Source organism: Alcaligenes sp. NLF5-7, from assembly GCF_024266725.1.
Taxonomy (GTDB): Bacteria; Pseudomonadota; Gammaproteobacteria; order Burkholderiales; family Burkholderiaceae_B; genus Alcaligenes; species Alcaligenes phenolicus.
The window spans coordinates 430,017-443,583 of record NZ_CP100755.1 but is presented as its reverse complement, the minus strand read 5'-3'; the positions used below and the strand labels follow the sequence as shown (position 1 = coordinate 443,583).

The following is a 13,567-nucleotide window of genomic DNA, read 5'->3' as shown; positions in this document are numbered from 1 at the left end:
GGGGAGTGGAGCCATTACTCTTTGTGCGGTTGCGTCAGAATCGAACGTGATGATGCGGCTGTCACCAGTTAATTAGCAGCAGTTTAGCTGCATCAGGAGTTACAGGCATGGTTCCATTCGGCTTGAGTCCGGCACAGTTTCAGCAGCGTTATAAACGGTGTTTGGAGCGCGCCTCAAAGCATTTTATTGCTGAACTGCGTACCTTGTTTGCCTTGCCTGTGCCAGATAGTGTCGCGGATGCCGAGGTGCAAATCTTCTTTGGTGAAGACGGCCTGGAAACTCCGTCGGCATGGATTTACTACCGTGGTGACAATAATAAAGTAGACAGCAACGACCCTTCCATTTTCCCCGGTAGGGCCATGGAGCTTTCTCTGGGTTTGGGCAAGATGGACGCCTTCCACGAAGACTATTTCCTGGATGACGAGTTTGATGGCTTGAGTATTGCCGCCAATACTATCCAAGCGTGGTTTGCAGAGTGCTGGTGGAAAGCGGGTGGGTGGAGCTATGCCGTCCCCGTGACAGCATGGGTGCACGATGGCTTTGGTGACGGTGCGGGTATTGAGTTGTCTGAAAGGCGATAAGGCTCATAGCAATAGAGTTCCTAACTATATAAAGCCATAACCGCTATTGCTCGTTCTATTTCTTCGTTCAAGCCTGCTCGTATTGCTTATTGCTATTGTGGGTGCAGGTTTGAGCGACGCTCGGCAGTGTAGTGGTGCCGTCTGATATCCGAGTAGAAAGCAAAAAAGCCATTTCCGAAGAAATGGCTTTTTTACTGAATATGGCGCGGCTGGCAGGATTCGAACCCACGACCCCTTGGTTCGTAGCCAAGTACTCTATCCAACTGAGCTACAGCCGCTAAAGAAGTAGAAATATAGCACGGCTATTTTTACTTGTCACCAAAATATCAACAAATTTTACTGAAATCGTCTTTTTTTATGTTTTTCGGGGTCGGCTGGCAGGCTGTAAAGCCAGAGATGGCAAGGCGTGCAGCGGGACAACAGTGAATCTCTTTATTTTTGGTCTTGGGGGCTCGTCTTGGTGGTCCTTTAGGCGCGCCAGACAGAAACTTCGAACAGTCTGCCCCGGATGACTTGCCCCGCAGGGCACAAAGTCGCATTATTACGCCATTGTTTTGGAGCCCAATGTAATGGATCTGTCGAAAATTACCTGCACTGAAGATTTCCGCCTGGCGGCCAAACGCCGCGTGCCCAAGATGTTTTATGACTACGCCGACTCCGGCTCCTGGACGCAGGGCACGTATCATGCGAACGAGCAGGATTTTCACAAACTGAAATTCAAACAGCGTGTGGCCGTGGACATTGACCATCGCAGTCTGAAGACCAAGCTTCTGGGCCAGGATGTTGCCATGCCCGTGGCTATTGCCCCTACCGGCCTGACCGGCATGCAGCACGCCGATGGTGAAATGCTGGCGGCTTTGGCCGCACGGGATTTTGGTATTCCTTTCACCCTGTCCACCATGAGTGTGTGCTCGCTGGAGGACGTGGCCCAGGCTACCCGTGCCCCGTTCTGGTTTCAGCTTTATGTGATGCGTGATCGCAGCTTTATTGAAAACCTGATTGCGCGTGCCAAAGCGGCCAACTGCTCGGCCCTGGTGTTGACTCTTGACTTGCAGGTCTTGGGCCAGCGTCACAAGGACATCAAGAATGGCTTGACCACGCCTCCACGCCTGACTATTCCTAATTTGCTGAATCTGGCGACCAAGCCGTACTGGTGCCGCAATATGCTGCGCACGCATCGTCGCAGTTTTGGCAATATCGTCGGCCACGCCAAGGGAGTGTCGGATCTGCGCTCCTTGTCGACCTGGACGGCCGAGCAGTTCGACCCGAGCCTGAACTGGAAAGATATCGAGTGGATCAAGAATGCCTGGGGCGGCAAGCTGATTGTGAAAGGCATTATGGATGCGGACGATGCACGTTATGCCGTGGATAGCGGGGCTGATGCCTTGATCGTGTCCAATCACGGTGGCCGTCAGCTGGATGGCGCGCCATCCTCAATTTCCTGCCTGCCTGCGATCAGCAAGGCGGTAGGTGACAAGATCGAAGTGCTGGTCGATGGTGGTATTCGCAGCGGTCAGGATGTGTTGCGTGCCCGCGCCTTGGGCGCTCAAGGTGCCATGATTGGCCGTGCTTTCCTGTATGCCTTGGGTGCGGCGGGGCAGGCCGGTGTGGCCCGTTTGCTGAAACTGATGGCGAATGAGCTGGACGTGTCCATGGCGTTTTGCGGTCGTACCGATATCAATCAGGTAGACCGCTCCATCTTGCTCAATCCCGATATTTTCGATCGCCCCGGTTACTGAAGCCCGATATGCAAGGGCCCTGGCTGGACGGGTAAATGACCTCGTCCGTGGGGCCCGTTCAGATCCAGTACAGGGCCAGCCGGCACAATGCCCGTCGGGTTCAGATGGCGGTGACTGCTGTAGTAATGGGTCTTGATGTGATCCAGGCTGACCGTGCTGGCCACGCCAGGCATTTGGTACAGCTCCAGCATGTAGTTCCACAGATTCGGATAATCAATCAGACGGCGCAGATTGCATTTGAAATGGCCAACATAGACCGGATCAAAGCGAATCAGGGTAGTGAACAAGCGCCAGTCGGCCTCGGTCAGTTGCGTGCCAGTCAGGTAGCGCTGCTGGCTCAGGCGAGCCTCCAGCCCGTCCAGGCTGTCAAACAGGGCATGAACTGCTGTGTCGTAGGCGGCTTGTGAGCGGGCAAAACCTGCTTTGTAGACCCCGTTATTGACGGTGTCATACACATGGGCATTGATCTGGTCGATTTCGCCCAGCAGCTCGGCAGGTGCCATATCCAGGCTGCGCGCGCCCAAAGTATCAAAGGCGCTATTGAAAATACGCATGATCTCGGCCGACTCGTTATTGATGATTGTGCCGCGCTGCTTGTCCCACAGTACGGGCACGGTAATGCGCCCTGTGAATTTCGGGTCCGCCTTGGCATAGAGCTGATGCAGGAACTGCGCATCCATGACCAGGTCCGGCACCACGCCCTCCGCCGGTTCAAAGGTCCAGCCCTGATCGCCCATGATGGGGTTCACCACTGACACTGAAATCAGCTTTTGCAGCCCCTTTAATTCACGCATGATCAGGGTGCGATGCGCCCAGGGGCAGGCCAGCGAGACATACAGATGATAGCGATTGGCCTGGGCAGGCTGCGCTGCCTGGCCGTCCGGGCCGGGGCCGCCGTCGGCGGTAATCCAGTCCCGGAAGGCAGACTGGGCACGTTGAAATGTATCGGACTGGGTGCTGCTGACAGGCTCTTTGCTATGCCATTGTCCATCTATCATCATGCCCATCTGTGTACTCCGTTTTAGCCTTTCAGCTTGATTGCAATTTCAGCGATATGACGGCCCTGGTAGCGGGCGCCGTCCAGCTCGTTCTGGCTGGGCTGACGTGAACCGTCGCCACCGGCAATGGTGGACGCGCCGTAGGGGCTGCCGCCAGTCACTTCGTTCAGCAGTGTCTGGCCTGCAAAGCTGTAAGGCAGGCCCACCACAATCATGCCAAAGTGCATCAGGTTATGAATAATGGACAGTAGCGTCAGCTCCTGCCCTCCGTGTTGGGTGGCGGTAGAGGTAAAGGCACCGCCTACCTTGCCATTGAGTGCGCCGCGCGCCCACAGGCCACCGGCCTGATCCAGAAAACTGGCCATTTGCGAGCTGATGCGCCCGAAACGGGTGCCGGTGCCGACAATGATGGCGTCGTAGTTTTCCAGGTCGCCAATAGTGGCGACCGGGGCGGCTTGATCCAGCTTGAAATTCGCTTTCTGGGCCACGGCTTCCGGGACCAGTTCGGGGACACGCTTGATGTCCACCGTCGCGCCAGCGCTTTGTGCACCTTCGGCAACCGCTTGGGCCATTTTTTCTACATGGCCATAGGCGGAGTAATAGAGAACCAGGACTTTTGCCATTTGAACTTCTCCAGAAAAGCGATCAACAAGGAATCGGACGGGGCAGCGGCCACAGGGCTAAGCCGGGGCGCAGCTGCTATGACGATGATAGTCGTGCCACGCCCGCTCTGCCAAACCCCTGGACGGATTGTTTTGTGTCAGAGTCTGTCTTGCAAAGCGGGTGGCCGTCCCGAGGAGCATCAGCCTGGCAGCAGGGCGTAGGTGGTGGTGGCGTGGGCGGCCAGTCGACCTTGCTCGTCCAGCAGCTTGATGTCGCCAAAGACCATGCTTTTGCCACGCTTCAGCACTTGGGCGTGTACCAGCACATCCCCCTGGCTAACCGGGCGTACAAAGCTGGTGTTCAGTGAAACTGTAGTCATGGGGCGAAACTCCCCCAGGCTTTGACTGACGGCCAGCACCATGGCGGTATCGGCTGCCGCCATATACACCTGACCGCAGACTACACCGGCCACGTGCGTCAATTGATCTGAAAAAGGCAGGCGTAGAACCACGCCGTCTTCATTCATGTTTTCTACACGCAATTTCAGGGCTTGCACCCAAGGGGCAAATAGCGTGTCCAGCAAGTGTTGGCTTTGCTCAAGAGTCATCAGGGATCAGCCGCAGTAAACAGAGGTAATTTTGTTTTGTTCGTCCACGCGGATGTTCAAACGGGTGGGGTCGTAGTCCGTGGTGTACATGCGGTCCGGAGCCAGGACGCGGGCTTTTGCCGCACCGGCCTGTTTGACCAGACGTTCAACTTGGCTTTGGCTGGCGGTTTGACCGGCTGGATTCAAGGCGTCCGCATTGCACAGACCACCAGAAGAGTCGCTGAACGAAGAGGTCGAACTTGTTTGCGCGCTATTGCCCGTGGCCGTGCAAGCAGCCAGCAAAACGGCGGGAAGGACGCTAAGTAGTACGGAGAGTCGCATGGGAAATCCTTAAAAGCAGCTGGGAAGCATTCAGCTTGAAGGATTAATAATACCTGTTCTAGGCGGGGCGTTTAAGGCCTTTGACACTGCGTTTTGTGGTGGTTTTGCCCGGCTTGACGGACACCTCGGGATGCTGGGCAATCGAGTAGCGCAAGGGGGCCTTGGCCCAGGCGCCCGCGTACTCTACGCCGATGCGTGGGCTGATCAGAATTTGCTCTGGCGGCGGGGCGGGGGCGTCCAGCCAATGCATGGCAGGGGCGCAGGCATCTGCACCGTTATAAGCTTTGTCTATACCCAGCCCTTTGCACAATCGTCCGGGGCCTGACAGGGACGGGCCATCCTCGGGCGACGTCCATTGCGCCGCCCGCAGCAAGACCGCCGTACCATCGCCTTCAACACCGCTGACGATATTCATGCAGTGGTGCAGGCCGTAGATCAAATACACATAGGCGTAGCCTGCCGGGCCGAACATCAGTCGCGTGCGCTCGGTGATACCGCGTCGGCTGTGGGCGGCCTGATCCTGGGGGCCCAGATAGGCTTCGGTTTCTACAATGGTGGCGCAGCGCTGCCCGCGCTCGTCATTCAAAACCAGGGTTTTGCCCAGCAATTCCAGGGCAACGTAACGCGGATCACGGGCAAAGAACGCACGTGGCAGGTACAGCGCGGATTCAGTCATTTCCGGGAATCTGCTCCAGCTTGTTCAACCAGGCCTGCTTTTGCTCCTTGGGTAAAAAGGAGGAGCGCAAGCTATTGGCTGCCAGAGTGCGTAAATCGGCCTCCCGCAGATTCAGGGCCTGGGCGGTTTGCAGGTAGTTGTCCAGCAGATAGCCGCCAAAATAGGCCGGGTCGTCCGAGTTCACGCAGACATTCAGGCCGCGATCCAGCAAATGCTTCAGATTGTGCTGGTGCAGGCTATCAAAAACCTTGAGCTTGATGTTGGACAGCGGACAGACTGTCAAGGAAATGGCGTGGTCGGCCAAATACTGCATCAGGGCCGGGTCGTCCTGGCTGCGCACGCCATGGTCGATGCGTTCTACTTTCAGAAGCTGAAGGGCATCGCGTACATAGCTGGCCGGGCCTTCCTCACCCGCGTGGGCGACCAGTCGGAAACCCAGCTCTCGGCAACGGGCATAAACCTTCTCGAATTTGGCGGGCGGGTTGCCCTTTTCCGAGGAGTCCAGGCCAATTGCAATCCACAGGTCGGAATACTGCTTGCGCAAGGGCAAGGCGGCTTCCAGGGTGTCAAACGCCTCGGCTTCGCTCAGGTGGCGCAGGAAGCTCAAGATCAGATAGCTGCTGATCCCCAACTCGGATCTGGCCTGGCGGGCGGCGCGGGCAATCCCGGCAAACACGGTTTCCATGGCGATCCCGCGTGCCGTGTGCGTCTGCGGGTCAAACATGATTTCCGTGTGGACAATGCCATCGGCCTGGGCGCGCAGAAAGTAGGCCCAGGTCATGTCAAAGAAATCCTGCTCGGTGATCAGAACCCCCGCCCCGGCGTAGTACAGGTCCAGAAAGGACTGCAAGTCGGTGAACTGATAGGCGGCGTGCAGGCTGGCCTGATCGGGATAGGGCAGCGTAATGTGATTGCGCTGGGCCAGCTTGAAGATCAAGTCCGGTTCCAGCGTGCCTTCGATATGAAGGTGCAGTTCAGCCTTGGGCAGTTGGCGGGTAAATTCGCGTAGGGAAAAGGCGGAATCAGACACGGGGCGCTCCTGGTAGGCAGAATATGCGCCCCATTATACGAAGGCAAAGGCCTGGGGTCAGGCGTCCTTGCCACGCAGGGCGGCAATGGCCAGAAAGAGCCAGGCCAGAATCATGGCTACTCCGCCAATAGGGGTAATCGCGCCCAGCCATTTCACGCCGCTAAGCACCAGAATGTACAGGCTGCCGCTGAAAATCAGTACGCCAGCCAGCATCAGAATTGCGCTGCGCGACTGCCAGGTCGCATTCAATTGCGAGCCCAACGCGGCAATCAGCAGCAAGCCCAGACCATGCAGCAATTGATACAGTACGGCCGTGTGCCAGGTTGCCAATGCCGAAGCGTCAACCATGGCGCGCAGGGCGTGGGCACCAAAGGCGCCCAGGCCTACGCCCAAGGCCATAATCAGTGTGCCCAGGCACAGAATGGATCGTGATTTCATGTCGTTCCTTGCAAGTCGCTGCGGTCACAGCGCGGAGGGAGGCCAGTGCTATTATCGAACAAAAAAATTGGCTTTGTCTGCAAGGAGACAGCATGCAAGAAATAGCTCCGGTCGCCCCTGATGCACAAGACGTTGTGGTGGCCGCGTATCGCTATCAGTCTGGCCAGCCAGCACAGGCTTTGGATATTCATCACCTGCCTGTACACGATCCCTTGAAGGACGGCTTTATCTGGATTGGTTTGAAAGACCCCAGCGAGGCGACCTTGCGCGAAGTAGGGGCGCAACTGGGTCTGCCAGACAATGCCGTTGAAGAATTGATTGCCCCTCATCGTCGTCCCAAATTGCTGGAGTTCAACAATTGCCTGATTGTGGTGGCGGTAACCTTGGGCCTGAAAGATCTGCGCCCACTTTTTGGTACTACGCAGATTCTGATTGCCCACGGCTTGTTGTTGACGGTGCGGCGTGGTTCCAACAGCAGCTATTTAGAGCTGCGTGCCCGTCTGGAAAGCACACCGGCCTTGCTGGAGCGGGGCAGTGATTTTGTCGCCTCGGAGTTGCTGGATCTGATTGTGGACCAGTACCAGACTTGCCTGGAACAAACCGAAAAGGCGGTAGAGGCCATTGAACAGCAATTTCTGATTCGGGGCTTCAAGGAAAACGATGTACGGCGTATTTATCGTTTACGGCGCGATTTGCTGCGCGTGTATAACGCGGTAACGCCATTGGCGGAGCTAAGCCGTCGTTTGTCGCGCATCGAGCTGGCGTATGTGGATGCGGAAAGTCGGGCATATTTCGGTGAAGTGGCAGACCGCATTGCCCGCACTTCTGAATTTATTAACAGCCTGCGGCAAGCCCTGGCCTTCGCCTTTGAAGGTGGCTTGATGATAGGGCAGATGCAGCAGACTGACACTACCCGCAAGCTGGCGGCCTGGGCGGCCATTTTGGCCGTGCCGACCGCGGTGGCGGGGATTTACGGCATGAACTTCAAATTCATGCCCGAGCTGGAATGGACGCTGGGCTACCCCCTGGCCTTGGGCCTGATGGGCAGCGTGTGCGGATTTTTGTACTGGAAATTCAAAAAGGCCAAATGGCTCTAGATTAAGAGACGGGGCAGGACGGCCGGAATCAAGGAGGCGAGATGGGTCTGGAACAGCAGTTACAGAATCAGGTGCCGGATTTGATGAATGACGATCTGTTTGGCGAAGATCCGGCTTTACAACATTGGCAAAGCAAGCTGGCCTCCCAGGAGGCCCGGCAAGCGCTGGCGGACTACGGCCAGAAACTGGGCTCTGCCCATTGGCGCGAGCAAGGTGCCTTGGCCAATCGCCAGCCGCCGCAATGGCGAGGCTGGTCTGCTCAAGGGCAACGAGTTGATCAGGTGGATTTTCAACCCGCCTGGCATCAATTGATGAGCCTGGGCATGGAGCAGGGCCTGCATATCTGGCCCCATCAGTCCGAACCTGGCCGGCACCTGCAACGAGCCATGGGCTTTTACATGCATGGTCAGATTGAGGCGGGCACCTTGTGTCCCTTGACCATGACGCGCGCCGCTGCGCCCTTACTGCAGGCTGATCCGTTTCAGGAATGGGCGGCCAAGCTGGACATCAATCAGTACGATTCTTCTGATCAGTTGATGACAGAAAAAAGCAGCGTGCTGCTGGGTATGGGCATGACGGAAATGCAGGGCGGCTCTGATCTGCGCGGCTGCACCACTGAAGCGCATCCCCAGGCTCAGGCGTTTCGTCTTTACGGGCACAAATGGTTTTTCTCCGTGCCGCAGGCGGACGGGCATCTGGTACTGGCGCGTGAGCACGAGCAGTTTTCTTGTTTCCTGATGCCGCGCTATACCGAATATGGCTTGAATCGCCGGTATATACGCAGGCTGAAAGACAAATTGGGCAACCGCTCCAACGCCAGTGCCGAAATTGATTTTGATGGTGCACTGGCCTGGCGCGTGGGCCAAGCCGGTCGCGGTATTGCTCTGCTGGCCGGAATGGCGGCCCGTACCCGTATTGATTGCGTGCTGGGCAGTGCCGCCCTGATGCGGCAGGCTTTGGTGCAGTCCCTGCATTACTGTCAGCACCGACGCTGCTTTGGCAAACAGTTGATCGATCAGCCCTTGATGCAGGCGGTATTGCTGGATATGAGCCTGGAAAGCGAAGCGGCCACCCATCTGGCCCTGTTCCTGGTGGACTTGCAGGAGCGGGCTGATGATCCCGTGGCGCAGGCGGTGCTACGCGTGCTGGCCCCGGCTGCCAAGTTCTGGGTATGTCGTCGGGCCATCGCCCTGTGTGCCGAAGCCATGGAAACCTGGGGCGGCAACGGTTATATCGAGGATGGCCCCATGCCACGCTTGCTGCGCGAAGCTCCTGTCAATTCTATTTGAGAAGGTTCAGGCAATGTGATGTGCCTGGATGTGCAGCGCGCCTTGAGTCAGGAAGGTGTCCTGGAGGCCTTGCAGGCAGACTTGCGTGCCCGTACGGGAGATGATGCGGAACTGGGCCAAGCGGCGCAGGATTTGTTGAGCACGGTTTCCCAGGCGGGAGGCCGTGTCTGGACGCAGAAACTGGCCCTGCTGTACCAAGCCTGCCTGATGCGCCAGGTGGCTCCCGATGCCGTCGCGGATCTGTTCGCGACCCATCGTCTGCAACAAGGTCCGGCTACCGTATTCGGGCTGGAAGGTGTGGAGCAGGCTTCCTGGTATTTGCATCGCATCTGGCCCCGCCTGCAGGCGTCTTGACGCAGGCCTGCCTACTAGGGACATTGCTCTGGACAGGCGGTGCGCAGTATCTATAATTTGTTAGCCTAGTTTCTGCTACCCGCCTGGAGTGTTGTCCGCATCATGACTGTGTTTTCCCTGTCCGGCTTTTCTTCTTTGACGCGGCGCACAGCCGTTTGTGCTGGCTTGACGGCTGTGATGGCTGTCTGGGCCTTGCCTGTTCAGGCTCAACACTTCGAGTTGACCGGACGCGTAGTACGGGTGGCCGACGGCGATACGCTGACGATTTTGCCCAGCAATAACAGGCAGGTGCGCGTGCGTCTGGCCAGTATCGATGCTCCCGAAACCACCAAAGACAGCCGTCGTCCCGGCCAGCCCTTTGCGGTGGCCTCGCGGCGCTTCCTGTCGGATTTGGTTTCCGGTAAACATTTGACCCTGTCTTGCTATGAGCGCGACCGCCACGGTCGCGCTGTATGCGATGTGCCTTTGGCCGATGGCGAAACCGCCAACCAGAAACTGGTACGGGCTGGAATGGCCATGGCCAATCGTGAAAAACGCGGCCGCTTCCTGCGCGACCCTCGTATTGATCAGCTGGAGCGCGAAGCCAAGGAAGCCGGTGTAGGCATCTGGTCTGAGCCCAATCCTGTTCCGCCATGGAAATGGCGTTATGACTGCTGGCAGCAAGGGCAATGCTAAGCCCTTTGCGGCGGCTCGGACTGGCTCTGTTGTGCGTCGGATTGGCAGCCTGCTCCAAGCCCGTTAACAGCCCTTATCACGAACACAGTGCAGCAGAAAACACGCTGTACAGCGCGTTCACGACCCGTTCTCCCAATCACCTGGACCCAGCCTTGTCCTACTCCGGTGACGAGACGCCGTTTACCTACTCGATTTACGAGCCACTGTACGGCTATCACTATCTGGACCGTCCCTACCGCCTGATTCCCAAGGCGGCGGCCGAGCTGGTAGAGCCTGTATACCTTGATGAGCAGGGTAATCGTTTGCCTGCTGATGTGCCGGGCGAGCAGGTGGCAGTCAGCCGTTACGATATTCCCATCAAGCAAGGCATTCGCTTTCAGCCGCATCCGGCCTTTGCCTTGGATGAACAGGGCGAGTACCGCTATTACCCCATGCGGGCGCCGGACCTGAACGATGCTTTCAGCATTGCCGACTTCGCCCATACCGGCTCGCGCGAGCTGACGGCTCACGATTACGTTTACGCCTTCAAGCGTTTGGCCAGCCCGCGCTTGGCCTCTCCTGTGCTGGGTGTGATGGCCGAGCACATCCGGGGCTTCAAGGAGTTCAGCGAAGAACTGGCCCGTATCGACAAGCAGGAGCCGCGTCCACAATGGCTGGATTTGCGGCCCTACACCTTGCCAGGTGTGCGAGCGCTGGATAAACACACCTTGCGCATCGAGGTGAATGGCAAGTACCCACAGTTCAAGTACTGGCTGGCCATGACCTTTACCGCGCCCATGGCCTGGGAGGCCGAGCGCTTTTATAGCCAGCCGCGCATGGCGCAGCACAATCTGACACTGGATAGCTGGCCCGTGGGCACAGGCCCATTCATGCTGACGGAATCCCTGACCAATCGTCGTCACGTTCTGAGCCGTAACCCCAATTATCGGGGGGAGCCATACCCTTGTGTGGGCGAGCCCGGCGACCAGGCTGCTGGTTTACTGGAAGATTGCGGCAAACCCATGCCTTTCCTGGATAAAGTGGTGTTCTCTCTGGAAAAAGAGGGCGTCCCTTTGATGGGCAAGTTCCTGCAGGGCTATTACGACATTCCGCAGGTGGAGCGGGGCGAGTACGGTGTCGCCATGACAGTAGCCGCGCAGGACTCGGTCGACAAAGCCAATCTGTATCAGGAGCGCGGCCTGCAATTGCGCACGGCACCTGAAGCGCAATTGTTTTACATGGGCTTTAACTGGCACGACCCGGTGGTCGGCCAGGGCGATACGCCCGAGCAGTTCGAGAAAAACCGCAAGCTGCGCCTGGCCATCAGCATTGTGTTCGACTGGGAGCAGTACGTTTCCATTTTCATGAATGACCAAGGAGAAGCCGCGCATAGTCCTTTGCCGCCTGGCGTGCCGGGCTATCAGCCGCTGCCCCAGGGTGCCAACCCTTATGTCTACACCAAGGACAATGGCGTGGTGAAACGCCGCAGTCTGGACGAAGCGCGTGATTTGCTGCGACAGGCGGGCTATCCCGATGGACGGGACAGCCGTACCGGCAAGCCCTTGATTCTGTATTACGACTCCATGATGGGTATGGGCTCGGATGCCACGGTGGACTGGATGCGCCGTCAGCTGGCCCAGGTAGGCTTGCAGCTGGAAGTGCGCGCTACCGATTACAACCGCTTTCAGGACAAGATGAAGCGGGGCGCGGCACAGCTATTTCTGTGGGGCTGGGTAGCCGACTACCCGGATGCCGAAAACTTCTTCACCTTGCTGTATGGCCCCCAGGCCAAGAAGGATTTTGGTGGTGAGAACGCCGCCAATTACCAAAGCGCGGAGTTTGATCGCCTGTACGAGCAAATGCGCTTTCTGAACGACGGCCCTGACAAGCAGGCGGTGGTGCAGCAGATGATCCATCTGGTCCAGCATGATGCCCCCTGGATGTTTGGCTATGTGCCCAATGCGGGTGGAGCCTACCAAAGCTGGGTGCGCAATGCCAAGCCGTCCATGATGGTGCGCGACAGCATCCAGTATTACCGTATCGACCCCGAACAGCGTGTGGAGCGAATTGATCGCTGGAATCGCCCCGTCTGGTGGCCCGCCATTCCGCTGGGCTTGCTGGCCTTGATCCTGGTGTGGGTGGTGCGCTCGCAGGCTCAGGCGCGTCGTCGCCATGTGGCTCTGCGCAAGGAGAAAGACTGATGTTTTCCTATATGCTGCGGCGCATTCTGTATGGCGTGCTGATTCTGATAGGGGTCAATCTGCTGACCTTTGTGTTGTTCTTTGCCGTGAACACGCCTGACGATATGGCCCGTTTGTCCATTGGTGGGCAGCGCGTCAGCCAGACGGCCATTGAAAACTGGAAGGCAGAGCGCGGTTATAACAAGCCGCTGTTTTATAACGCGCAGGCGGAGGGCTCCAAAACCTTTACCGACACGATTTTCTACGAGCGCTCGGTTCCTTTGTTGCGCCTGGATTTTGGCTTGTCCGACCAGGGGCAGGATATTGCCTATCAGATCAAGCAACGCATGGGGCCCAGTTTGGCGCTGGCCTTGCCGACCTTCTTTTTGGGCTTATGGGTGTGCATCAGTTTTGCCTTGCTGATGGTGTTCTTTCGGGGAACCCGACTGGATTTTTCAGCCGTTGTGCTGTGCGTCGTGTTGATGTCCATTTCGGGCCTGTTCTACATCATTGCCGGGCAATGGCTGTTTGCACGGGTGCTGCGCTGGGTGCCGTTTTCGGGCTGGGTGGAAGGGATGGATAACTGGCGCTTTCTGGTCTTGCCGGTGCTGGTGGGGATTTTGTCGCGCATCGGCGCAGAATCCCGCTTTTACCGCAGCCTGTTCCTGGAAGAGGCCAGCCGTGATTATGTGCGTACGGCGCGCTCCAAGGGGCTGGCGGAATCTACCGTTTTGTTCCGCCATGTCTTGCCCAATGCGCTCTTGCCCATTCTGACGGGTACCGTATCGGCTTTGCCCCTGCTGTTCATGGGCAGCCTGATTTCCGAGTCTTTTTTTGGTATTCCGGGTCTGGGCAGCTTCACCATTGATGCCATCAATGCCCAGGACTTCTCCATTGTGCGTGCCATGGTGTTTTTAGGATCGATGCTTTATATCGCCGGTTTGATTCTGGCCGATATCTCCTACACCCTGGTTGACCCCCGCATTCGTTTTAGTTGAGC

Annotated in this window: 15 protein-coding genes and 1 tRNA gene; 8 read left to right on the top strand and 8 right to left on the bottom strand. The window is 57.5% G+C overall.

The window, feature by feature from the left end; genetic code table 11:
- Nucleotides 1-107: 107 nt before the first annotated feature.
- A complete protein-coding gene (locus tag MID00_RS02120) occupies nt 108-581 on the top strand; it encodes a hypothetical protein (protein ID WP_009457769.1) in 474 nt (157 codons plus the stop codon).
- Between the two features lie 201 nt (nt 582-782).
- On the opposite strand, the gene MID00_RS02115 is transcribed toward MID00_RS02120, so the two are convergent.
- Nucleotides 783-859: transfer RNA gene (locus MID00_RS02115), tRNA-Arg, on the bottom strand.
- A gap of 291 nt (nt 860-1,150) precedes the next feature.
- Between MID00_RS02115 and MID00_RS02110 the strand changes: the two genes are divergently transcribed.
- Nucleotides 1,151-2,320: an alpha-hydroxy acid oxidase gene (locus tag MID00_RS02110; protein WP_009457768.1), complete on the top strand. Its 1,170-nt coding sequence runs from the start codon at nt 1,151-1,153 to the stop codon at nt 2,318-2,320.
- On the opposite strand, the gene MID00_RS02105 is transcribed toward MID00_RS02110, so the two are convergent.
- The 7 genes from MID00_RS02105 to MID00_RS02075 all read right to left on the bottom strand — a co-directional run bounded on the left by MID00_RS02105 (nt 2,314) and on the right by MID00_RS02075 (nt 6,993).
- Nucleotides 2,314-3,327, bottom strand: a complete 1,014-nt coding sequence (locus tag MID00_RS02105; protein WP_022983534.1) for a glutathione S-transferase family protein — start codon at nt 3,325-3,327, stop codon at nt 2,314-2,316. The two genes, MID00_RS02110 and MID00_RS02105, sit on opposite strands and share 7 nt — an antisense overlap.
- A gap of 14 nt (nt 3,328-3,341) precedes the next feature.
- The gene (gene wrbA, locus MID00_RS02100; RefSeq protein WP_009457766.1) at nt 3,342-3,941 is read right to left on the bottom strand and encodes an NAD(P)H:quinone oxidoreductase; all 600 of its coding nucleotides are present in this window, start codon (nt 3,939-3,941) and stop codon (nt 3,342-3,344) included.
- A gap of 179 nt (nt 3,942-4,120) precedes the next feature.
- Nucleotides 4,121-4,528, bottom strand: a complete 408-nt coding sequence (locus tag MID00_RS02095; protein ID WP_035270861.1) for a PaaI family thioesterase — start codon at nt 4,526-4,528, stop codon at nt 4,121-4,123.
- Between the two features lie 6 nt (nt 4,529-4,534).
- A complete protein-coding gene (locus MID00_RS02090; RefSeq protein ID WP_022983535.1) occupies nt 4,535-4,849 on the bottom strand; it encodes an I78 family peptidase inhibitor in 315 nt (104 codons plus the stop codon).
- Nucleotides 4,850-4,907: 58 nt separating this feature from the next.
- The gene (locus MID00_RS02085) at nt 4,908-5,525 is read right to left on the bottom strand and encodes a DNA-3-methyladenine glycosylase (RefSeq protein ID WP_254499610.1); all 618 of its coding nucleotides are present in this window, start codon (nt 5,523-5,525) and stop codon (nt 4,908-4,910) included.
- A complete protein-coding gene (locus MID00_RS02080; protein WP_254499609.1) occupies nt 5,518-6,555 on the bottom strand; it encodes an adenosine deaminase in 1,038 nt (345 codons plus the stop codon). The genes MID00_RS02085 and MID00_RS02080 overlap by 8 nt, the downstream gene beginning before the upstream one ends.
- 57 nt (nt 6,556-6,612) lie before the next feature.
- Nucleotides 6,613-6,993 carry a DUF423 domain-containing protein gene (locus MID00_RS02075; RefSeq protein WP_009457750.1) on the bottom strand — a complete coding sequence of 127 codons (381 nt, stop codon included), beginning with the start codon at nt 6,991-6,993 and terminating at the stop codon, nt 6,613-6,615.
- Nucleotides 6,994-7,085: 92 nt separating this feature from the next.
- Between MID00_RS02075 and MID00_RS02070 the strand changes: the two genes are divergently transcribed.
- The 6 genes from MID00_RS02070 (at nt 7,086) to MID00_RS02045 (ending at nt 13,565) form a co-directional block, all read left to right on the top strand.
- Nucleotides 7,086-8,090 carry a magnesium and cobalt transport protein CorA gene (locus tag MID00_RS02070; RefSeq protein ID WP_254499608.1) on the top strand — a complete coding sequence of 335 codons (1,005 nt, stop codon included), beginning with the start codon at nt 7,086-7,088 and terminating at the stop codon, nt 8,088-8,090.
- Nucleotides 8,091-8,131: 41 nt separating this feature from the next.
- Nucleotides 8,132-9,379, top strand: a complete 1,248-nt coding sequence (locus tag MID00_RS02065) for an acyl-CoA dehydrogenase family protein (protein WP_254499607.1) — start codon at nt 8,132-8,134, stop codon at nt 9,377-9,379.
- 15 nt (nt 9,380-9,394) lie between these two features.
- Nucleotides 9,395-9,733, top strand: a complete 339-nt coding sequence (locus MID00_RS02060) for a hypothetical protein (RefSeq protein ID WP_254499606.1) — start codon at nt 9,395-9,397, stop codon at nt 9,731-9,733.
- Nucleotides 9,734-9,835: 102 nt separating this feature from the next.
- A complete protein-coding gene (locus tag MID00_RS02055; protein ID WP_254499605.1) occupies nt 9,836-10,408 on the top strand; it encodes a thermonuclease family protein in 573 nt (190 codons plus the stop codon).
- Nucleotides 10,402-12,588, top strand: coding sequence for an ABC transporter substrate-binding protein (locus tag MID00_RS02050; RefSeq protein ID WP_083054027.1), 2,187 nt, complete (start codon nt 10,402-10,404; stop codon nt 12,586-12,588). The genes MID00_RS02055 and MID00_RS02050 overlap by 7 nt, the downstream gene beginning before the upstream one ends.
- Nucleotides 12,588-13,565, top strand: a complete 978-nt coding sequence (locus MID00_RS02045) for an ABC transporter permease (RefSeq protein WP_009457740.1) — start codon at nt 12,588-12,590, stop codon at nt 13,563-13,565. Before MID00_RS02050 ends, MID00_RS02045 begins: the two co-directional genes overlap by 1 nt.
- Nucleotides 13,566-13,567: the final 2 nt, after the last annotated feature.

Coding starts and splice junctions, on each gene's coding strand:
- MID00_RS02105 (WP_022983534.1), bottom strand. CDS start 3,327: ATGGGCATGATGATAGATGGACAATGGCATAGCAAAGAGCCTGTCAGC.
- MID00_RS02050 (WP_083054027.1), top strand. CDS start 10,402: ATGCTAAGCCCTTTGCGGCGGCTCGGACTGGCTCTGTTGTGCGTCGGA.
- wrbA (WP_009457766.1), bottom strand. CDS start 3,941: ATGGCAAAAGTCCTGGTTCTCTATTACTCCGCCTATGGCCATGTAGAA.
- MID00_RS02095 (WP_035270861.1), bottom strand. CDS start 4,528: ATGACTCTTGAGCAAAGCCAACACTTGCTGGACACGCTATTTGCCCCT.
- MID00_RS02110 (WP_009457768.1), top strand. CDS start 1,151: ATGGATCTGTCGAAAATTACCTGCACTGAAGATTTCCGCCTGGCGGCC.
- MID00_RS02070 (WP_254499608.1), top strand. CDS start 7,086: ATGCAAGAAATAGCTCCGGTCGCCCCTGATGCACAAGACGTTGTGGTG.
- MID00_RS02065 (WP_254499607.1), top strand. CDS start 8,132: ATGGGTCTGGAACAGCAGTTACAGAATCAGGTGCCGGATTTGATGAAT.
- MID00_RS02090 (WP_022983535.1), bottom strand. CDS start 4,849: ATGCGACTCTCCGTACTACTTAGCGTCCTTCCCGCCGTTTTGCTGGCT.
- MID00_RS02120 (WP_009457769.1), top strand. CDS start 108: ATGGTTCCATTCGGCTTGAGTCCGGCACAGTTTCAGCAGCGTTATAAA.
- MID00_RS02085 (WP_254499610.1), bottom strand. CDS start 5,525: ATGACTGAATCCGCGCTGTACCTGCCACGTGCGTTCTTTGCCCGTGAT.
- MID00_RS02055 (WP_254499605.1), top strand. CDS start 9,836: ATGACTGTGTTTTCCCTGTCCGGCTTTTCTTCTTTGACGCGGCGCACA.
- MID00_RS02075 (WP_009457750.1), bottom strand. CDS start 6,993: ATGAAATCACGATCCATTCTGTGCCTGGGCACACTGATTATGGCCTTG.
- MID00_RS02045 (WP_009457740.1), top strand. CDS start 12,588: ATGTTTTCCTATATGCTGCGGCGCATTCTGTATGGCGTGCTGATTCTG.